The sequence below is a fragment of the Niveispirillum sp. BGYR6 genome, from assembly GCF_027568365.1.
Taxonomy (GTDB): Bacteria; Pseudomonadota; Alphaproteobacteria; order Azospirillales; family Azospirillaceae; genus Niveispirillum.
Genome location: NZ_JANLNL010000010.1, coordinates 181615 through 203404 on the forward strand (window position 1 = coordinate 181615; position 21790 = coordinate 203404).

Annotated in this window: 15 protein-coding genes; 10 read left to right on the plus strand and 5 right to left on the minus strand. The window is 61.8% G+C overall.

Annotation, left to right across the window (positions count from 1 at the left end; all coding sequences use genetic code 11):
- Nucleotides 1–130 precede the first annotated feature (130 nt).
- The 3 genes from PCJ49_RS19265 to PCJ49_RS19275 are packed head-to-tail and all read left to right on the plus strand — an operon-like array spanning nt 131 to nt 3708.
- On the plus strand, nt 131–2593 hold the full coding sequence (locus PCJ49_RS19265) for a M1 family metallopeptidase (protein ID WP_269912370.1): 2463 nt from the start codon (nt 131–133) through the stop codon (nt 2591–2593).
- Nucleotides 2590–3111, plus strand: coding sequence for a DUF6702 family protein (locus PCJ49_RS19270; RefSeq protein WP_269912371.1), 522 nt, complete (start codon nt 2590–2592; stop codon nt 3109–3111). The genes PCJ49_RS19265 and PCJ49_RS19270 overlap by 4 nt, the downstream gene beginning before the upstream one ends.
- A 42-nt stretch (nt 3112–3153) precedes the next feature.
- Nucleotides 3154–3708, plus strand: coding sequence for a hypothetical protein (locus tag PCJ49_RS19275; RefSeq protein WP_269912372.1), 555 nt, complete (start codon nt 3154–3156; stop codon nt 3706–3708).
- 272 nt (nt 3709–3980) lie between these two features.
- Here PCJ49_RS19275 and PCJ49_RS19280 read toward each other — a convergent pair whose 3' ends face one another.
- Nucleotides 3981–4565, minus strand: coding sequence for a thymidine kinase (locus PCJ49_RS19280; RefSeq protein WP_269912373.1), 585 nt, complete (start codon nt 4563–4565; stop codon nt 3981–3983).
- 106 nt (nt 4566–4671) lie between these two features.
- On the opposite strand from PCJ49_RS19280, the gene PCJ49_RS19285 reads away from it, so the two are divergent.
- From PCJ49_RS19285 to PCJ49_RS19315, 7 genes are all read left to right on the plus strand, one after another.
- Nucleotides 4672–6174, plus strand: coding sequence for a class I SAM-dependent methyltransferase (locus tag PCJ49_RS19285; RefSeq protein WP_269912374.1), 1503 nt, complete (start codon nt 4672–4674; stop codon nt 6172–6174).
- A 183-nt stretch (nt 6175–6357) separates the two neighbouring features.
- Nucleotides 6358–6726: a DUF2934 domain-containing protein gene (locus tag PCJ49_RS19290; RefSeq protein ID WP_269912375.1), complete on the plus strand. Its 369-nt coding sequence runs from the start codon at nt 6358–6360 to the stop codon at nt 6724–6726.
- 317 nt (nt 6727–7043) lie between these two features.
- Complete coding sequence (gene flgK / locus PCJ49_RS19295) at nt 7044–8450, plus strand: flagellar hook-associated protein FlgK (RefSeq protein ID WP_269912376.1); 1407 nt, start codon at nt 7044–7046, stop codon at nt 8448–8450.
- A complete protein-coding gene (locus tag PCJ49_RS19300; RefSeq protein WP_269912377.1) occupies nt 8447–10513 on the plus strand; it encodes a hypothetical protein in 2067 nt (688 codons plus the stop codon). Before flgK ends, PCJ49_RS19300 begins: the two co-directional genes overlap by 4 nt.
- A 48-nt stretch (nt 10514–10561) precedes the next feature.
- Nucleotides 10562–10849, plus strand: a complete 288-nt coding sequence (locus PCJ49_RS19305; protein WP_269912378.1) for a hypothetical protein — start codon at nt 10562–10564, stop codon at nt 10847–10849.
- Between the two features lie 269 nt (nt 10850–11118).
- Complete coding sequence (locus tag PCJ49_RS19310; protein ID WP_269912379.1) at nt 11119–14466, plus strand: flagellar hook-basal body complex protein; 3348 nt, start codon at nt 11119–11121, stop codon at nt 14464–14466.
- 191 nt (nt 14467–14657) lie between these two features.
- Nucleotides 14658–15236 carry a putative metalloprotease CJM1_0395 family protein gene (locus PCJ49_RS19315; protein WP_269912380.1) on the plus strand — a complete coding sequence of 193 codons (579 nt, stop codon included), beginning with the start codon at nt 14658–14660 and terminating at the stop codon, nt 15234–15236.
- A 62-nt stretch (nt 15237–15298) separates the two neighbouring features.
- Here PCJ49_RS19315 and PCJ49_RS19320 read toward each other — a convergent pair whose 3' ends face one another.
- The 4 genes from PCJ49_RS19320 to PCJ49_RS19335 form a co-directional block, all read right to left on the minus strand.
- Entirely contained in the window at nt 15299–15880 is a 582-nt protein-coding gene (locus tag PCJ49_RS19320) for a glutathione peroxidase (RefSeq protein ID WP_089289592.1), read from the minus strand.
- An 85-nt stretch (nt 15881–15965) separates the two neighbouring features.
- A complete protein-coding gene (locus PCJ49_RS19325) occupies nt 15966–18431 on the minus strand; it encodes a PAS domain S-box protein (protein WP_269912381.1) in 2466 nt (821 codons plus the stop codon).
- Nucleotides 18432–18544: 113 nt separating this feature from the next.
- Nucleotides 18545–20833 (minus strand): LPS assembly protein LptD, encoded by a 2289-nt coding sequence (gene lptD / locus PCJ49_RS19330; RefSeq protein WP_269912382.1) that lies wholly within the window; start codon nt 20831–20833, stop codon nt 18545–18547.
- Between the two features lie 156 nt (nt 20834–20989).
- Nucleotides 20990–21661, minus strand: coding sequence for a GntR family transcriptional regulator (locus PCJ49_RS19335; protein WP_269912383.1), 672 nt, complete (start codon nt 21659–21661; stop codon nt 20990–20992).
- Between the last annotated feature and the right edge of the window lie 129 nt (nt 21662–21790).

A 21790-nucleotide genomic window follows, 5' to 3' on the forward strand; every position in this document is an offset into this window, starting at 1 on the left:
GACAGGCTCCCAACCTTTCCATCGTATACGAAACAGAGAAACCCCATTGACCTTTTGGCTGATGCCTTCACTATCAAAGCTTTGAAACGCCGGGGCGACTGGACGGACGCCGGCGGGGGGAGAGTGGGGAATGATGGTTTTCAAGCGCTGCGCGGCGGCCATGCTGGCCACGCTGCTATTGTGTTTTCTGCCATCCCTGCCGGTATCGGCGGATGCGATTGAACAGACCAAGGGCAGTTGGAAGGATAAGTTCCGCCAGTTGGAGGTGGACCTGCCCACGCCCAACAATTATCGCACCGCATCGGGGGCCCCCGGCCACCAATATTGGCAGCAGCGGGCCGATTACCGCATCAATGCCAAGCTGGATGCGGCGGCCAAGCGCATCACCGCGTCAGAAACCATCCGCTACAGCAATAATTCGCCCGACGCCCTGCCCTATCTGTGGCTGCAGCTGGACCAGAATATCTACAAGGATAAATCGATTGCTGAGCTGACCCGCACCAGCGGCGAAGACCGGGTCGGTTACGACACGCTGGCCCGCGCCCAGTTGATGAAGGATATCAAATACGGGTTTGAGATCGCCAAGGTGACCGATGATCGTGGCAGCCCGCTGCCCTATGTCATCGTCGACACCATGATGCGGATCGACCTGCGCCAGCCGCTGGCGCCGGGTGCCTCGATCAGTTTCTCCATCGACTGGGCCTTCAACATCATCAATCAGGAACGCATCGGCGGCCGCAGCGGGTATGAGCATTTCAGCGAACCCGACAGCGACCTGTTCTTCATCGCCCAATGGTTCCCCCGCATGGCCGCCTATACCGATTATGCCGGCTGGCAACACAAGGCCTTTCTGGGTCGGGGGGAGTTCACGCTGGAATTTGGCAATTACGATGTCTCCCTCACCGTGCCGGCCGACCATATCGTCTCGGCCAGCGGGGAGTTGCGCAATGCCAGCGATGTGCTGACCGAAACCCAGCGCAGCCGGCTGGAGAAGGCCCGCACCGCCAAACAGCCGGTCTTCATCGTCACGCCGGAAGAGGCGGCGGAGAATGAGAAGGCAACCGACAAAGAGATGCGCACCTGGGTGTTCCGCGCCCAGAATGTGCGCGATTTTGCCTTTGCCAGCTCCAACAAATTCATCTGGGATGCCATGGGCTATCGCCAGGAGGATCAGGCCCAGCCGGAAGTGATGGCCATGTCCTTCTATCCCAAGGAGGCGGAGCCGCTCTGGTCGAAATACTCCACCCAGGCGGTGGTACACACCCTGCGCACCTATTCCAAATTCTCCTTCGCCTATCCCTATCCCACGGCCCAGTCGGTGAATACCTGGGAGGGTGGGGGCATGGAATATCCGATGATTACCTTCAACGGATATCGCCCCAGCGTGGATAAGAAGACGGGCAAGCGCACCTACTCCGCCCAGGCCAAATATGGCCTGATCGGCGTGGTGATCCACGAGATCGGCCATATCTATTTCCCCATGACCGTCAATTCCGATGAACGGCAATGGAGCTGGATGGATGAGGGGCTGAACACCTTCCTGCAGAACATCGCCCATCTGGAATGGGAGGAAGGGTTCGGCAGCCAGACCCGCAACCCCAACCTGCCGGCGCAGATCACCAGCTATATGGTCAGCGAAAACCAGGTGCCGATCATGACGCAGTCGGACAGCGTGCTGCAGTTCGGCCCCAACGCCTATACCAAGCCGGCCACGGCCCTGACCATCCTGCGCGAAACCGTGATGGGGCGTGACCTGTTCGACCATGCCTTCCGCGAATATGCGCGGCGCTGGAAATTCAAGCGGCCAACCCCGTCCGACTTCTTCCGCACCATGGAGGACGCGTCGGGCGTGGATCTGGACTGGTTCTGGCGCGGCTGGTTCTACACCACCGACCATGTCGATATCGACCTCAGCAATGTACGAGAATATCGCATCGGCAGCGGCGACCCGGACAAGGAGAAGCCGCTGCAGCGCGAAGAGGCGGCGCGCGATCAGCGTGAACCGCTGGCCAGCATCCATAACCGCGAACAGGGCCTGCAGACGGCGGTGGAGCGCGATCCGTCGCTGAAGGATTTCTATAACGAGAATGACAAGTTCACCGTCACCAACAAGGACCGCAACAGCTATCAGGAGATGCTGGAAGGGCTGGAGCCGTGGGAGCGTGAGGCGCTGGCGCGGGCCGAGAAGGAGGGCGACTGGGTCTATTTCCTGGATTTCGTCAATAAGGGCGGGCTGGTGATGCCGCTGCCCCTGCAACTGACCTTTGCCGACAAAAGCACCGAGTTCCTGATGATCCCGGCGGAAATCTGGCGGTACAATTCCAGGAAGGTGACCAAGATGCTGATCCGGCCGAAGCAGATTGTCGCCGTCGATCTGGACCCACGGCAGGAAATTGCCGATGCCGACCCGTCCAATAACAGCTTCCCCCGGCGTATCCAGGCTTCCCGCCTGGAACTCTACAAGGATAAGCGGGACGAGAAGAACCTGATGGCCGATATGCTGGTGGAGCTGAAGGCCAAGGAAGGGGAGAAGGGAAAGGGGGCGGAATCCGGCAAGGATGTACCGCTGGCCCCGGCGGGGGAGGCGAAGTGAGGCGCCGGTCTTTGTTGGCCCTGATGGGGGGCGGCCTGCTGCTGGCCGCCCCCCTGCCGGCCCAGGCCCACCGGGCCAAGGCTTCCCTGACGCTGGTGCGCTGGAACGCGGCGGCCAAGCTGCTGGAGGTGGAGCATAAGCTGCACGCCCATGATGCGGAGGTGGCGCTGAGCCAGCAGGCCGGCATCGCCACGCCGGACCTGTCCCGGTTGGAGGATCAGGCCAAGCTGGCGCTGTATGTTGAGGCCCGTTTCAGCCTGACCCCGCCGGGGGGAAAGCCCCTGCCCCTGAAGCTGCTGGGGGCGGAGCTGGAGGGTGATCACATTTTTGTCTATCAGGAACTGGCGCTGCAGGCCCCGCCCCAGGCGCTGGCCGTGGAGGATGACATCCTGCGCGATGTCTTCCGCACCCAGCTCAATCAGGTGAATTTCGACATGGCCGGCGGCGACCCGGCCCATATCCGGACCCTCACCTTCAACGGTCAGGATAAGGCGGAGAGCGTGACGTTTGATCGGTAGTGGGGCAATGGCTTAATTTCTCTGCTTTGCGGGAGTTTTGTGATGACCACTATAAGGATAGTGTCTTATCAATTTCCGGATGTTAAAGAGATAATAGACGATCTATGCTTGGAATTAGGGCTTGTAAGAGAATTTAAATCAATTTGCACTGTCGGAAATTTCTACGGTGTCGTCGGCGCCGATGAAACAGTTGAGGTTTTTCCAGATCGTGGGTTTATTTGTGAAAATGGCGTCGGGCGAAACGAAGTTTTGGAGTTTATCCTAGAAAAAATCAGAAATTTTACGCCACATGTGAAAATTTTATTACAAAATATATGGGCAAGAGAGGAGGATTATAAAGGGGGTATACGTGATATGGGGGCGTTTTTTGTGGTTGACGATTCTGTTTATAAATGTTTTTCACAGAATGATGATTTGAGTTTTATTGTCAACTCATTGAAACTTATTATAAGTTACACGGCGGTTTTTTCTTTTTTTGAATCGAAGTTGGATGTTGATCACAGCTTGCCGAGTCCGCAAAACATATTTGCTTTTGCTGTAGAGGCTTTTGACGGTCAGGGTTGGTTGGTTTGGACAAAAAGTCAAATTTTTGAATAATGATCAGGTAAATATGCACCTATAAATATTTTCTTATCATTGTATGGGGCCGATAGAGATGAACCTAAGAGTCCGTCTGAAAACTTCTCCTTCTTTCTCAACATGTTAATGTTTTAATCCCGTCACCCCGGCGAAGGCCGGGGTCCAGTTTCGTAGAGCAAAGCGCCCCTTGATTCTGGACCCCGGCCTTCGCCGGGGTGACGGTAGCGTTTGCAGATAAGACGTGTAAGGCGTTGAGATAACGTGAAACTTTCCGGACATACTCTAATATTTTATAAATCCAAGCTCAACTCTGTCCCCGGCCGCGTGCTGTGGTCGTGCCAATGCAGGTTACAGCGGGGCTCGTACAGGTCGGCCTGACCCAGTTCGACGGTGCGGTCGTTGCTGTGCTTCTTGAAGCTCTTATGCGCGTCATGGCCGCAGACGGCGCAGCGGGCGCGCAGCTTCTGGATGCCATCGGCCATGGCGGCCAGGGTGGCGGTCAGCGGGAAGGCGCGGCCGCGCCAATCCATATCCAGCCCGGCGACGGCCACATCGATGCCACGGGCCAGCAGGGCGCGCACATCTTCCACCAGATCGCCCTGGTAATGTGGATCGGTGCAGAACTGCACCTCATCGATGAAGACGGCGGAAATCTGGTCCGCAACGGGCGGCATGCGGGTGATGGGCATGGCATCAAAGCCGACACCATCATGGTTCACCACCCGGTCCTGGGCATAGCGCACATCGAAGGCGGGCTTCAGCAGCATGATGTGGGAGCCGGTGCCGTGCGTGTACCAGATGGCCCGCTTCAATATCTCCGTCGATTTGCCAGAGAACATCGGCCCGCAGATCACCTCCAGCTTTCCGTACCGCATCCGCAGAACCTTTCCACACCCGCATTCCTGTAAGGCGGCGATCTATAGGCGAGATCGCCGAAGCGTGCCATTAAAAGCGAAAGCGTCGTTTCTGGATATGGGCGAGATGCAAGGCTGGACCGAAGGATATGTAACGGAGATCGGCTACACCCACGGGTTCCACGTGGAACTGCTGCCGTGGGAGATGGCGGCGGCCCTGCCCGATGCCCCGATCAGCCCCGGCCAACCCTTCGATTATTGCGAGCTGGGCTTCGGTCAGGGATTCAGTCTGGCCCTGATGGCGGCGGCCAACCCGCAGGCCCGCTTCTGGGGCAATGATTTCAACCCCGACCATGTCGCCCATGTGCGCGGGTTGGCTGATGCTGCAGGCTTGACGAACCTGACGGTCAGCGAAAAGGGCTTCCGGGATTACCGGCGGGAGCCCGACCTGCCCGCCTTTGACATGATCGCCCTGCATGGCGTCTGGTCCTGGGTGGGGCCGGCGGCGCGGGCCGATGTGGTGCGCTTCATTGAGGCCAAATTGAAGCCCGGCGGGCTGGTCTATATCGGTTACAATGTGCTGCCGGGCTGGGCGCAATATCTGCCGCTGCGCCGGTTGATGCTGGAGCAGGCAAGGCGGACGGCCGGCGATCTGCCGACGCGTATCGGGGCGGCGTTGGAACTGGCCAGCCGGCTGGAAGGGCAGGGGGCGGATTATTTCCGCATCAATCCCACCCTCTCCCCCCGGCTGGCCCAGTTGCGGGGGCGCCCGGCTCAGTATCTGGCGCATGAATATTTCAATGAGAGCTGGGAGCCGGTCTATTTTGCCGATATCGCCGCCGATCTGGCGGCCATCGACGTGCATTTCGCCGGCCAGCGCCGCGCAGCCGACCGCTGGGAAGCGGCGCTGCAGGCCCCCGCCATTGCGGAAGCAGCAGGGCCGGCAGGGAATGATGATCCCGTCTTTGTGGAGATGCTGCGCGATTATCTGACCAACCGACCGTTCCGCCGTGACCTGTTCCGCCGGGGCGGCGGCGTACCGGCAGCGCCTGTCCCGGATCCAAGCTGGGCGGCGCTGGGCCACCCGCGTGACCTGCCGCGCCGGGCCACCCTGCCCGGTGGCAGCACGGTGGAACCGGATTGGCATCTGTCGCAGGACATCCTGGCCAGCCTGCAGGCGGGGCCATTGCCCCTGTCGGTGCTGCAGGCCCGCCATGGCGCGGGGGTGCCGGGGGCGCTGGGCCTGCTGGCCGCACTGGACCTGCTGGCGCCGGCCCTGCCGCCTGCAGGGCTGCAGGCGCGGGCGACGACGGCACAGCGGCTCAACGCCGTGATCCTGCAGCAGGCGCTGCAGGTTGACCGGCTGCAGGCGCTGGCCTGCCCGGCCACCGGCGGCGCCATCGCCGTGGATCGGGTGGAACAGCTTTTTCTGCACGCCCTTGGCCAGCAGGCGGCCGACCCCGCGCAGGCGGCCTGGGACGTTCTGGCGGCGTCCGGTCAGCGGCTGCTGCGCGACGGTCGCCTTTTGGAAACACCGAAACAAAATCTCGTGGAACTGGAGGAACGCTGGCAGCGTTTCCGTCAGCGTCGGCTTCCGCTGCTGCAGGGCCTTGGTGCAGTGCAGCAGTAAAGAGGGGGTACTCCCATCAAGGGGCTGGACAAAGCAGAAAACCACTAGGGAGACCCGGCGGAAGGTGGTAAATTCTGCCTGTGGTGCGGTGCAATAAATTCGTCAAACTTTTTGCCAACCGCATCATTCGCGCGTTCCCCCAATCGCCGCTTCGCGAACCGCCTTGCATGGAGATCTGGACCTATGCCGCGTAAGCCCAAGAATGCCGAAACCGCTGCCACCACCCTGGTTGAAACCATCCCGGCAGAGCCGGTGATGCCGCCGCCCGCCCCAGCCAAGAAGGCGCGGACGGGGGCGAAGGCCGCCAAGCCGGCGGTTGCATCCGCCAAGGCCCCCGCCGGCCGGACGAAGAAGAAGGCCGCCCCCGTCACTGCCGCCCCGCTTGATCTGGTTGCCGTGCAGCCCACCACGGAGCAGGTGGCGCATGAGGCCTATCTGCTCTGGCTGAGTGAAGGCCAGCCGGTGGGCAAGGATATGGAACATTGGCTGGTAGCCGAACAGATCGTTCGCAGCCGTCTGTCTCTGTTGTCAGCGGCCGTCCATACGGCCTGACCCTGTGGTCGCATCGCCCTTGCCGGGGCGGTGCGACCATCCCTGTTCTGACGCCTCCTCGCCATCCGCCCGCTTCCGGGCGGATTTTCTTTGCTGGGTGGTTGAGATTGGGTCCCCATGCCCGGCCAAGCTTGCCGTTTCCGGTTTTCTCTTCTGGGAAGAAATTGCCGGTGGGACTCCTCGTCCTACCTGTCACCGTTTTGAATCAGTGACTTAACCGTCTTCTCCCTTTTGGCCCGCCCATTGCATAGGGGTAGGCGACCGATCCATCCGGGGTCTGTCGCTGCCCAGCCGGGCCGCATCAAGGGATAGGGACGATGACCAGCCTTTTCGGCGTTCTCAACAACACCTCCAGCAACCTGCGGATGATCCAGGGGCAGCTGTCGGTCGTTGCCGAGAATGTGGCCGGTGCCGATGATCCCAACCGTTCCCGCCATGTGCTGGAACGGACCATTGATGCAACCGGCAACCCGATGGTGGCACAGTACCGGCGGGAAGTGGATGTGGCGCTGCGGGTGCAGCTGCAGCAGACGCTTTCGGAGGAGGCCAGCGCCAGCACCCTGTCCACCTATATGCGCAAGGCAACCGACCTGCTGGGCACCACGGCGGGCACCCCGCCCTTGACGGATGCCATGCAGAAATTCCAGGCCGCCTGGATGGAAGTGGAGGCCACGCCGGAAAATACGGTGGCGCAGGGCCAGGTCGTCACCTATGGCGATGACGTGGCCCGCGAGCTGCGGCGGCTGAACCTGGGCGTTAATGATCTGAAGCGTGAGATTGACACGGATATTCAAAGCTCCGTCGATCAGTTGAACACGGCGCTGACCACCATCGACAAATTGAATGACGATATCCTGGCCAGCAAGGGGGCCGGCGACCCGACCATGAATCTGGAGGATAAGCGTGACCAGCTTATCCGCGAAGTATCCAGCCTGATGAGCGTCCGCACCATAGAGCGGGGTGATGGCAAGCTGTCCATCTTTACCTCGTCCGGCGTCTCGCTGCTGGATGCCGCACCGGTGAAATTCAGCTATTCCAACGGGGTGCTGCGCTCGTCCGGCAGCGACCGGGCACTGAATGACCAGATCAATGACGGCAAGCTGGGCGCCCTGCTGCAATTATCGGCCGACGGGTCCACAGCCAATCCGCCGCAGCCGGCCAGCAACCAGCCGGCGGCCGAGATCATCCGCAAGCTGAATTCCCAGCTTCAGGGGCTGGGGGAGGCCTTCCTGGGATCGACCAAGCCGGGGGAGCCCACCAGCTTTGCCGATGCCTATGACAAGGCCAGTCCCGCCGGCGAGGGCGAACTGGACAACCGCTTCTTCATCGGCAAGGGGGCGGGCGATATCCAGCTCAACCCGGCCTTGTTGTCGGGCGAGAAGAAGATCAAGCAAAGTGCTGTAACGGGGGTGACGCAGTCGCTGTCCGCCTCCGGCCGCAGCCTGAATGCGGACGGCTTGCGCATCACCAGCGTCAGCTATTCCTCCATGGTTTCCACCGTGATCGGCTCCTGGAGCACCAATGCCAAGGTGACGCACGAGCAGGCGACCATCGCCACCGATTTCAAATCGCAGCTGGACAGCCGGTACAAGAACAATACCGGCGTCAACATGGATGAGGAGATCGCCATGTTGCAGGTGCTTCAGCGCAACTATTCCGCCGCCGCCCGCGTGATGCAGACGGTCAACACTATGCTGGACGCTATCGAGGGCATCGTCAGATGACACGGATCAGCAGCTATGGCAGCTACCTCTCCACGCTGGGAGGGCTCACCGGTGGGCAGCGGCAGATCGACGATTTGTCGGCGCAGCTCAACACGCTCAAAAAATCGGTCGATGTCTCCGCCTATGGCACGCAGACGCAGCGGCTGCTGGACCTGCGCGCCGATTATGCCAAGCGTCAGGCCTATACGAACACCATCGACCAGTCGATGACGCGGGTGAAATCCTACAACACCATCATGGAACGCATGGTGAAGATGTCGTCGGAGCTGAGCAATGTCAGCCGTCTGCCGCAGGGGCCGGGCGCGGTACGGGTCAGTTCCGTCATCAATTCCAATGCCGACAGCATGAAGGTGACGGTCGACCAGATCAATTCCAGCTTCAAGGCCGAAGCCACCTATTCGGTTTCCGCCGTCCCCAGCAGCACTGGTCCCGCCGGCAGTTTCGATGTGACGGTCACCGACGGGCTGGGCGGTAAATCCACCAACACGATCAATATGAAACAGGTACCGCCCCAGGTGGATGCCGACCGTTTCATCATCAATGGCGGCCCCGGCGAGGGGGCTGTGATCAAGCTGAATATCGAGAAACTGGCGGGCGGCGGGACGTCCAGCTTTGATGTCACCTGGCCCGATCTTGCCTCCACCAAGGCCCTGATCAAGGGCATGACCACCGAACTGCAATCCATGCTGAATGAGAAGGTGGGGGATCGCTATATCTTCGCCGGCTCGCGCCTCTCCACCAAGCCGGTGGGGGATATCATCTCCGCCAAGCAGGTTATGACCACCACCCTCTCGGGTGCACGGGGTGACGCCGGCGAGGTCTTTGAAATGACGCTGAACGGCAAGCGCTTCACCTATACCAGTACCGGTAAGGAGAAATCGCTGGACGAGGTGCTGACCAACAGCACCGGCACCGGCCTGGTGGATCAGATGAAGGCGTACCAGCCGCCCTTCAATGTCACCTTGTCCGTCAGCAACGGCATTGTCACCGCCACGGCCAATGATGTCACCGACAAATTCACCATGTCGTCGGCCGTCTATGACAATGGCACCCATAAGAACACGGTGGAGCCGGCGCCGGGCGCCCTTGATCCTGGTCAGGCGCCCTATACGATCCAGAAAGCCACTGAAACCCAGAACCAGATCGACCATGTGAAGCTGCATGGCAATGAGGCGGATGTCGGTGATGTGTTCAACATTGCCGTCGGTGCGCGCACCATTGTGCAGAACGAGAATGCGCCGCCGCAGGTCATCATTGCCGGCCCCACGCAATATTCCTATGCCATCAGCCCGGCCGATACCGATATTTTGAACGGCAATACGCCGGTGCCGGCGGGTTTCACCCAACCCACCTCCATGACGAACTGGGTGGCGCAGAAACTGACGGCGCAGATCAATGGTGATCAGGCCTCTACGGTCACGGCCAGCATTGATCCGGCCGATGATACCAACATCATCCTGACAGCCAAGGCCAATAACAGCCAGTTCCAGACCACGGCCAGCATCAATAATGCCGGTAACAGCGCGCGGCTGGTGACCAATGAAATCCCCCCCCTGGCCAATCAGGATGTTTTTGCCGATCTGGCGGCACCGCCCAAGCTGCCCTTCTATGATACCGAGTTCGCCAAGCAGACCGATAACAGCGCTGCCTATGATCAGGCGCGCATGACGGCGGATGAAGGCCTGTCGGTCACCTATGGGGTCAGCAGTAATGATCCCGCCATTCAGAAACTGGTCACCAGCCTGCGTCGGCTGACCCAGGCCGTGGCCCAGCCCGGCCGTTACAGCGAGATCATGAGCGAAGGGCGCGATCTGGCCATCGCCGCCCAGAATGAACTGAAAGGCGTCTCCGCCCGTGTGGTCAATGCCGCCACCACGATGGAAAACGCCCAGACCCGCCACGCCAGCGCCATGGCCAAAGCCACAAGCGAAATGGCCCAGATCGAGGGCGTGGACGAAAATGAAGTGGCCGTAAAATTGCAAGCGGCCCTTGGTCGTCAGCAAACCTCCTACGCCGTGACCGGGCGCACCGCTTCCCTGTCACTGGTGAATTTCCTGTCCTGATCCTGTTCCATCCCTTCAAAACCTGTTTCAAGCAAAAGGAGAACCGACATGAACGCCTTCACTGAATCCTCCCAGTTCACCATTTCCGCTCCCGAAGCCGCCGGGATGCCGGCCCAGGACGAGGCGGTGCGCACCCGCCTGTTCGATCAGTTCAATGCCTTCTGGCTGAACGCCATCCACGAAGGTGCGCCCTACGACATGATCGGCACCATGTCGGTGACGGCCGCCATTTACGGCCTGCTGGCCAAGCATGGTCCGGAAACCACGGCCGGTTTCCTGGATGGTCTGGCCGCTGACATCCGCTCCGGCATGTTCACCATTCCCCGGCCCAATTGATCGGCGATGGGCCCCAGACGGGGGCAAATTTCAAAGGGCCGGTTCCCGTGAGGGACCGGCCCTTTTGCTTTGGGCGTTACCAGCCTGATCGGCAAATCCGGCACGGGTCCGATCGGCAAAAACCGCCGGGCAAGGGCCGGCGGCAGAGCGTGCCGGGTGGGGTGGGAACCAGAACTGAGGAAAATCAGCGGATTCCGCCCCCATCCCCAGTTGGCATCACAATTGCTTAGGTACTGGCGACACGCCATTATTCCAACGGGAGTTTTCCCATGAGCATCTTCGGCTCCTTGACCACTGGTATCGCCGGCCTGCAGGCCCAGGCCTCTGCGCTTGGCCATATCTCTGACAATATCGCCAACTCGCAGACCACCGGTTACAAGCGGGTGGATACCGCCTTCACCAATCTGGTGCTGCAATCCAACGCCCGTACCCATAGCCCCGGTGGTGTGGTGGCGCGCCCGTCCTACGCCAACAGCGTGGCCGGCAACATCTCCACGGTGGACCGTACCACCAATCTGGCGGTGCGTGGTCAGGGCTTCTTCAGCGTCAGCCGCCTGACGGAAGTCAATGGGGTCGCGACGCCGACGCAGGAACGCTTCTATACCCGTGACGGCAGCTTTGAGCTGAATGATGATCGCACACTGGTCAATCGTTCCGGCTATGCGCTGAACGGCTATATTTACAATGAGGCGACCAATTCCTTTACGACGACGGCTTCGCCCATCAAGGTGACGGCGGATATCGACAGCCCGGTGCCGACCAAGAATATCACGCTGAAGGCCAACCTGCCGAAGGAACCACAGGCCGGTACGCCGATCCAGCCGACCACCATTCAGATCTATGATGCGACCGGTACGCCGCGCGACATCACCCTGGGGTGGCGTCCTGGCCAGTCCGAAGGGTCCTGGCGTCTGTCCATTGACACGCCGGGTGCGACCGGCAAGCTGCCCTTGTCCGGCAATCTGACCGGCTTCCCGGTCAATGCCGCCTCCACCAGCCTGACGCAGGGTGCCGAAGCCCGTAAACAGATCGACGAGGTGCAGTTCACCTCCCCCAAAGGCGATGGCGCGTTCAAGATCGGTGACACCTACAAAGTCACTGTGAACGGGGTGGATTTTACCGAAACGATTACCCCGACCAACGCTTCCCAGCTGTCCAACCTGACCGGTGTTGCCCAGTCGCTGGCCGACAAGATCAACGCCTCCGTGCCGCCTGCGGGCGTCAATGCCGTCGTCAGCGGCGGTCGCCTGCGTCTGACCGCCGCCAATGCCGGTACTGGCTTCACCCTGGCCACCAAAGTGACCAACGGTGCCCCCACCGCAAACACGGTGAACAGCCCCGTTACCACGGCCGCTACCGCGACCCAACCGCAACAGAGCGTGTTGACCTTCGCCGGCAGCTCCATCGATATCGGTGACGTCTTCACCGTGAATGTCGATAATACGACCAACAAGACCTACAAGGTGGAAGTGACGGCGGCCAATGTGGGCCAGCTGAAGGATCTGAACGGTGTTGTCCAGGCGCTGGCCTCCCAGATCAACGCTAACTCGGCCGGCGAAAAGGTGGTGGCCTCGGTTTCGGGTAATGCCCTGGCGCTGCGCAGCACCAGTGCTGGCGACAGTTTCAGTGTTGGCGATCAGGTGGGTGAGACGGTTACCCCCAATAATGTCGGCGTGGCGCAGGTCACACAACTCTCATACCCCAACCGTGCGCCGGTTGCGGGTGAAGAATTGAGCCTGAGCGCAGATGGTCAGACCTATTCCTACAAGCTGACCCAGGCTGACATTGATGCGCTGCCGCAGCCGCCGAAGTTCAGCGACGCGTTGACGACCCATTTGCTGCCCACCATCACCAGCACAAACTTCTCGGCCAGCGTCACCGATAACCGGCTGGTGCTGACGGCGACCACGCCCGGCACCGGCTTCAATGTCACGGCGCGCGACAAGCTGATGCAGCCGTCGGTCACCAATGCCGCCGCTGCCGACAATACGACCTTCGTCAGCTCCCTGCAGGGGAATGTTGGCGGGGGACGTCAGACCCAGCGCATTTCCATCTCGGGCGTTCCGGGTGATGTCGGGGCCGTCTATTCCGTTACATTGCGCAGCCCCAGCCCCATCCAGGCTGAGCCGACAGCGCAGCGTGGCACCACCATCACCCAGGCAACCGCCACCAAGGCCCAGGTGACGGAACTGAACTATCCTGACCGCGCCCCGGTGGTGGGGGATATTTTCAGCCTGACCGTCAATGGCTCGCTGGCCAACTATGGCCCCCTGACGCAGGCTGATCTTGATGCCCTGCCGCAACCGCCGAAAATGACGGATGCGCTGACGACTTATCTGTTGCCCAAGATCACCAGCACGGATGTCACTGCTGCCGTGGTGGGCAATAAGCTACAGCTGACCGGCACGGCCGTCGATCCTGTCACGGGTGCCAACAAGCCCTTCAATGTCACCGATACTGATGCGATGGTCACCGATCCGACCTCGCAGCGGTTCGATTTCTCCAACGCCACGGCGGTGCCGGTTCTGGGCAATGTCTATGCCGTCACCATGAACGGCACCACCTATTCCACGCAGATCACGGAACAGAATATCGGGGATTTCCCCGATGTTAAGAGCGTGATGGATAACCTCATCACCAAGGTGAATAATGATTTCGGTGCGCCGGTCAGCGCCAAGGCGATCACCAATGATAATGGCGATACGACCGGCATTGTGTTGACGGCCAAGGATGCCAGCATCAACTTGGACGGCACCCAGAAGACGTTCCCCAGCTTCAGCAAGACCATCCCCTACACCACGACCGGGAAGGAGGTTTCGCTGGACGAAATTGCCAGCAATCTGGCCGCTGCGGTCAATAAGGAACCGGGCATTCCGGTGCGGGCAACGGCGGTTGGCGGCGTTTTGACCATGACGGGGAATGAGGATGGGTTGGCTTTCCTGGCGGAGCCCAACTCCACCCTGGGGTCGACGCCGGCCCACGTCACGTTGAACTTCGGCGGCACCTTGCCCAGCGGGGAAAAGGTCAAGACCGGTACGCTGTCCAGCTTGTCTTCCGCCAATGTCGGTGAAGGTAATGCCCGTGTGACGGCCGTGACGGCGGCCGGGCAGCCGGCCCAGATCTCCTTCGACGTGGATTATGGCAATGGTCCGCAGACCATCACCCTGGATGTCGGCACCTTCGGTGAGGCTTCGGGCTTGACCGAGTTCAATGGCAGCCAGATCAACGTGACCTCCCAGCTTCAGGATGGCAGCCCGCAGGGTACCTTCAAGGATGTGGAGGTGCGTGAAAATGGCGATGTGGTGGCCAATTACGACAATGGTCGCCGCCGCATCATCGCCCAGGTGCCGCTGGTCCTGTTCAACAATGCCAATGCCTTGGGCCGTGAAAGCGGCGGCGTCTTCACTGAATCGGCGGAGAGCGGTCGGGCGCGCTTCAACGATACGGGCCAGAACGGTGCCGGCACCATCGCAGCCAGCAGCATTGAAGGCTCCAACGTGGATATCGCGCAGGAATTCACCAAGCTGATCGTGGCGCAGCGTTCCTACACGGCCAATACCCGCGTCATCACCACCACCGACGAAATGCTGACGGAGACCATCAACTTGAAGCGCTGATCCAGCGGGCGGCACCGGCCCCTTACCCCAGGTGCATGGCGTGTCGATCCCGGCCCCGCAAGGGGCCGGGATTTCGCGTTTATGGGAGACCTGCATCCGGCAGCGATGGCGTCCTGCCAGGGACCGGCTGGTCAAAATGCGGGAAGCGAACTATGTTACAGTGATAGGTTCTTCTCTCTGCGCCGTGTAAAATGTCTGTCTCCGGCCTGTCCGTTCTGTCGGGTGCTGCGTCGCCGCGCGTCGGTGGCGGTGGGGCCGCCGCGTCCGGACAGAAAGCGCTGTCCAACGAACAGCAGCAGCAGGTTCAGAAGCTGCAGAAGACCGACACGCAGGTGCGCCAGCATGAACAGGCGCACAAGACTGCCGGTGGCCCCTATGCCGGGGCAATCCAGTTTGAGTACACTACCGGGCCGGATGGCCGCCGTTACGTCACCGGCGGTGAGGTGCCGATTGATGCCTCCCCCGTCCGCAACAACCCGGAAGCCACCATCACCAAGATGGAGGTGGTCAAGCGGGCGGCACTGGCCCCCCCTGACCCATCGCCGCAGGACCGGGCCGTCGCCTCGCAGGCCGACGCCACCAAGGCACAGGCGCAGAATGAGCTGAGAGAGAAGAAGCAGGATGGTGGCGGTGGGGATGCTGACCAGGAACGGCCCAATCCCGCATCCCCGTTACTGAACCGGCAGGCGCAGGCCGCCTATGGGCTGGCTGCTGCGGCAGTGCCGACCCCGGCAAAGGCTGCCGCCCCGGGGCTGAATATCACGGCGTGAAACACGCCAATTCACGTGAAACATTCCCCCGCCCCGGTCAGGACGGGGGAATGCACGGTTGATCAGCTGGCTTTCGGCAGGGCCTTTTCCACCGCCGTCAGGAACTCCGCATTATCCGGTTCGATCTTGGAGGGGAAGGCCGCCACCAGCGTGCCGTCGGGCGCCAGCAGGTACTTGTGGAAGTTCCATTTCGGCTCCCCCTTCTGGGCTGCCACCCACTTGTAGAACGGGTGGGCCTGGGCGCCCTTCACCGGTTCCTTGGTGGTCATGGGGAAGTCGATGGCGAAATTGACATTGCAGAACTCCTTGATCTCCTTGTCAGAGCCGGGTTCCTGGCCGCCAAAATCATTGGAGGGGACGCCAACCACGACCAACCCCTTGTCGCGATACTTTTCCCACAGGGTTTCCAAGCCCTTGTACTGGGGCGTGTAACCGCACATGGAGGCGGTATTCACCACCAGCACGGCCTTGCCCTTATACTGGGACAGGGGCAGCGCCCCACCTTCAATGGCCTGGAAGGTGAAGTCATAGGCGTTTTCGGCCTTGGCCGGGGTGGCCAGAGGACCAAAGCCCGCCAGCAGGGCCAGCCCGGCGCAAAGCCCCATGAAGGCGCGGCGGGTGGAAGAACGACTCACCAGTTCCATGATCTCACCTGATCGGTTGGCATTATGCATCTTGGCAAAACCCTGCGCCGTCACCGGCGGCTTGGTTTAACCATTATTTAGGGGCTTAAGCGTCGCCGTCCAGTGTTTCCCGTACCTTTGCCGCCAACGCATCCAGCCCGAATGGTTTCTGCAGGAAATGGGTGCCGGGGTCCAGCACGCCATTATGGACGACCGCGTTGCGGGTATAGCCGGTGGTGTACAGCACCTTCAGCCCCGGCAGCAGGGTTTGCGCCTTGTCGGCCAGCTGGCGCCCGGTCATTTCCGGCATCACCACATCGGTGAACATCAGGGATGGCCGGCAGCCCGCTTCGATCAGCGACAGCGCCTCCAGCCCGCTGGCCGCCTCCACCACCGTATAGCCCAGCTCCCGCAGGGCTTCGACGGAGAAGCGGCGGACCCGTTCCTCATCCTCCACCACCAGCACCACCTCCCCCGGCCGGGCCACCTGTCCCGGCTTGGCTTCGCTGCGGCGCTGATAGGGCAGGGCATCGCCATAATGGCGGGGCAGATAGATTTTCACGCAGGTGCCGTGCCCCGGCTCCGAATAGATTTTCACATGGCCGCCAGATTGGCGGACAAAGCCGAACACTTGCGACAGGCCCAGCCCGGTGCCGCGCCCGACCCCCTTGGTGGTGAAGAACGGGTCGAAGGCGCGGGCCAGCACCTCCGGCGTCATGCCGTCACCCGTGTCGGTCACGGCGATCAGCACATATTGGCCCGGCTGCACCTCATGTTCGGCGCCATAGGCATCGTCGATGAAGGCATTGGCCGTCTCAATCGTCAGCCGCCCGCCGCCGGGCATGGCGTCGCGGGCATTGACGGCCAGGTTGATCAGGGCATTTTCCAGCTGGTTGGGGTCGACATGGGTGCGCCACAAGCCGGCAGCGCGCACCATTTCCACCCGGATCGGTTCGCCAAGCGCCCGTAGCAGCAGCTCCGACATGCCATTGATCAGGCTGTTGGCATCGACGATCTGCGGGGCCAGCGGCTGCTGGCGGGCGAAGGCCAGCAGCCGCTCCGTCAGGGCGGCGGCCCGATGTGCGCCATCCATGGCGCCGTCAATATAGGGGGCGATGTTGGTATCGCCGCGCGCCAGCCGGCGCTGCATCAGGGTCAGGCCGCTGATGATGACGGCCAGCATATTGTTGAAATCATGGGCGATGCCGCCGGTCAGCTGGCCCACCGCCTCCATCTTCTGGGCCTGACGCAGGCGGCTTTCCGCCTCCAGCAGCTTGGCCGTGCGCTCATTCACCTCGCGCTCCAGCTCCTCCCGCGATCGGGCCAGCACCTCGCGCGCGTCCACAATGTCCTGGATGTCGGTACAGGTGCCGAACCAGCGGACAATCCTGCCATCGCTGTCCCGCACCGGCTGCGCCCGGCCCATGGCCCAGAGATAGCGGCCCGAACGGTGCCGCATCCGGTATTCGATGCGATAGGGGGTGCCGGTGGCAAGCGAGTTGCGCCAGCATTCCCAGGTCCGCGCCTGATCTTCAGGGTGGATGACACGATCCCAGGCGTCGCCATCACTGGCCCCGCGTGGCAGGCCGGTAAATTCGTACCAGCGGTCATTGTAATAATCGAGATAACCATCGGCGCGGGCTGACCAGACCATGTCATCAATGGAATTGCTGAGCGCCTGCAGGTGCGCCTCACTATCCCGGACCCGTTGTTCCGCTTCAAAACGGTCAGCAATGTCGATGACCGAGCCGATATAGCCCAGGAAGCTGCCATCCTCGGCAAAACGCGGGGCGGCAGCATCGATGGCCCAGCGATAGAGGCCATCGGCCCGCCGCAGCCGGTATTCCAGCCGGAACGGCTCCCCCCGCTCCCCGGCGGCGGCGAAGATGCGTTCGGCTTCCGCCCGGTCTTCCGGATGCACCATCTCCAGCCAGCCCAGACCCTGCCCTTCATCCTGCCCCTGGCCGGTGAATTCGTACCAGGAGCGGTTGAGATAGGTGCAGAGCCCCTTCTGGTCGGTGACCCACATCATCACCGGGGCATGGTCGGCCATATTGCGGAAGCGCGCCTCGCTTTCCCGCAGCCGCCGTTCCCCCAGCACCCGCCCCGTCGTTTCCGAGACGATGCAGAGCACGCCGCCGATGCTGCCATCCGTATCGAAGACGGGGGAATAGGAGATGTCGAAATAGACTGTCTCCGGATAGCCATGCCGTTCAATGTAGAATGGCCGGTCATTGGCGAAGACGGTCTGGCCACTGTCCCGCACCGATTGCAGCAGCGGATGCAGATCGTCCCACAGTTCCGACCAATATTCCGCCGCCGGCCGCCCCAGTGCATCGGGATGTTTCAGACCGATGGTGGGGGCATAGGCATCATTGTACAGCGCAATGAAGGCGGGCCCCCAGAACAGCACGATCTGGGCCTTGGCGGCCAGCATCAGGCCGACCGTGGTTTTTAAGGCGCCGGGCCAGCCCTCCGGCCCGCCCAGGGGAGATTGCGACCAGTCCTTGCGCTGCATCAGCGCCCCGATCTCCCCGCCACGGGCAAGGAAGGCGGCGGTCTGTTGCGGCATGGTTGCTCCCGTCGGGGTGTGCCGGCCCGGATGTTTCCCAGGAATATCCCCTGGAGAACACGGTTCGGGGCCGGTGGTCAATTAGTGCCAACGGGTTATATCCGCGACCGCCCTCAACGCTGTTCGCCGAATACCTTGCCGGAGATGGCGGGGCTCATGAACTCGCCCAGATTCTTCAGCACCACGCGGAAGAACAGCCGGTCACCGGTATCGACGCCGGTGCGTTCGGTATAGTTGCGTTCCCCCACCAGCTGGAAGGTCAGACATTCATCCTGATAGGTGATGGTGGCGCCGCTGCGCAGCGGTCCGCTGCCGCCCTTGGCCAGATCGCGGCGATGGTTGATGCCGACCGACCAGTGCTCGGTGATGGCGGAATTGATGGCCAGGGTCAGTTCTTCACGGTCACGCAGGCTGGTGCTGCTGGTGATGCTGTTGGTGGGGGACTGGGCCAGCTTGTCGATGAAGACATAGCCGCCGGAGACGCGGAACTGCTGCGGACCGATGGTGCCATAGACATCGTGGAGGCGCTGGGCCAGCGTCTTGCTGTCCAGCCGGAAGGAATAGCTGACATCCATCCAGGGGCTGGGGCTCAGCTCCAGCTTGCCGACCACGTCAGAGCTGCGACGGCGCAGGCCGGAGCTTTCCGGGAAGTCCGTGTCTTTCTGCAGCCGGTAGGATTGGCCGACAAACAGGGTGCTGCTGCCACCGCCAAAGCCATAGAAGCCGTTTTTCACACCATAGGTGACGCGCTGCCCGCCCTCCAGCCGGTCAATGCCATTATAGCGGGAGGCGCTGAACAGGTTGGTGTAATCGAACTCGATATCCTGGCTGTCCTCGTTGGGGATGGCCGAGCTGGCAGAGATATTGGGGGCGGCCGACAGCATCACCATCGGTTCCACCATATGCTGCACCGTGCCCATCTGGCGGGCCAGCGGCATGGAGACGGTCCATTCCGCGTGCGGGAAGGCGCGCAGCCGCGCCTTGTCATCGCGGTCGACCGTGCCATCGGCCCGGCGCAGGTCGGACACCCAGTAGCCGTCGGTGCGCATTTCGGCATTCAGGGTGGAAACAAGGCCGATGGGGGCGATGTCGCTGCGCCGCCAGCCCAGGGCGCTGGACAGGCGGCGTGTATCATTGCCGTCACTGCGCAGCAGCGACAGCAGGCCGGCATCAAACTCCCAACGGCCGCCCAGCAGGCTGCCCGGCTCGCCCAGCAGATTATACTGGGCCATGGGCAGCACCACCGGTTCTTCCTCCCGGTTGGCGGGGCGGAGATCCTGGAAATCATAGGCGTTGAAGCTGAAATAATCCCGGCCGCTGAACCATTCCACGAAGGCGCGGCTGTTCAGGATGTCTTCCGCTGAATAATCATAGCGCAGCAGATGCGTATTGTCGGTGACGCGCCGCAGGTCGAAACCCCAGCGCCAGTTCTGGTCAATGTCGAACCGGCCATTGGCGAAGATATGGCCCCGGAAGTTCTTCTTCACCACTTCCTGATTGCCGATAATGCGCGGCCGGTCGGCATAGGTGGCGCTGCCCGAGAGGTTGAGGCTGCCGCTGCCGAAGCGTTGGCGATATTCACCACCCAGCAGCAGATCATCCTCCGTGCTGGGCACGGCCTCCAGGGTGAAATCCTTCGATTCGTCGATATCGAAGAAATATTTGATGCGGGCATAGGTGCCCAGATCGGAACTGATGCCCCCGGCCGGCGGCAGGAAGCCGCTGCGCCGTTCCACCGTGGGATCGGGATGGCCGAAGAAGGGCATATACATCACCGGAACGCCCATCACCTCCAGCGTGGCGTCCCGGTAATAGATATCGTGCTTTTCCTGATCATGGGTGATGCGGGCGGCCCGGATCTGCCAGATGGGCGGGCGCGTCGGGTCGCTGGCGCACAGCTCGCAAGGCGAATAGACGCCCTTTTCCATGCGGGTATAGCGCCCGTCCAGCCGTTCGCCCTGCAGGGCGGCGAACTTGGAATTGTCCGACATCAGGATGCGGACCTGATCGACGAAGCCACGGGAAAGATCGTCCGACAGCTCGGTGTAATTGGCGAACAGCACCTCGCCCGTTGGCTCCAGGATGGAGACATTGCCCGACGCGGTGACGATGTTGGTCTTTTCCGAGAAGCTGACCGTATCGGCCAGCAGCAGGCGCGCCCCCTGGCTCAGCTCCACATGGCCGCGCGCGGTGACGATGCCCAGATCCTCGTCATAATCCAGATGGTCGGCCGACAGCAGCACCGGCTGCCCCTTGCCCTTGTCCTTCTCCGCGCTGCCGGGTGCGACGGGGGAGACGCCGGGCGTGCCCACCGGGTTGGTCTGCGCCCAGGCCGCCGGCGCGCCAAGGGCCAGGGCGGAGCAGAGCAGCAGGCGGCGGAGGCGGTGGGTGGTCGGCGTCATGGGCGGGCCGTCTTGTTCCAACGGGGGAGAATCTCATCACTGGGTTTCAGCTTGTCCCCGACGACGGCAACGAAGTCAATGCACGCCGATGGCGGACAGGTCAGCGGCATGGAAGAGGGTGATTGCGGCAAAGACTTGGCGAAGACGGCCCCGGCCTTATTCTGCCGCTTCCCGACGGCTGGCTTCTTCCCGGGCGCCGGAGTCGATGGCGTGCCAGGCGGCAGCGATATGGCTGCGCATGACCGAACCGGCCCAGGCACCGTCGCGCACCTCCATCGCCGCCACGATCTCCAGATGGTGGTTCAGGCTGCGGCGCAGCGCCTCGCGGTCATAGCGGTGGAAGGTGCGCAGCACCAGCGGCAGCTCCACCACCTGGGCCATCATGCTGCCCAGCCGCTGGGTGCCGGCACTCTGCACGATGATGCGGTGAAACTCGCCATTGGCCTCGGCGATGCGGGAGCGGAAATCGGGTCCGCCCTCGGCCTCCAGCGTGATCATTTCTTCTGCCAGCTGGCGCAGCCGTACCACATCGTCGGCGGAACAGCGTTCCGCCGCGCGTTCGGCGGCATAGCCTTCCAGTACCCCGCGCAGATCAAAAATCTCGCGGATTTCCGCCATGGTCCAGTCGGCGACAAAGGCGCCATGGTTGCGCAGGAATCGTACCGAGCCTTCGGCATTCAGCCGGCGCAGCGCCTCCCGGATCGGGGTACGGCTGACGCCGATCCTTTTCGCCAGTTCATCTTCCTTCAGGTGCGTACCAGGGGGGAAAACGCCGACCATGATGGCATCACGGATTTCGGCATAGGCCTTCTCCACCGCATTGCTCATGTTCCGGGCCTCCCTTGATCGCCGTCATTACGGTCTTGCCTGGGATGGTTATAGCGCCCCTGTGCCCTGACACCAGCCATCAAGGGGCATCCCCTTGATGGCGGCTTTCGTTGGCACCGCGTCATTCAT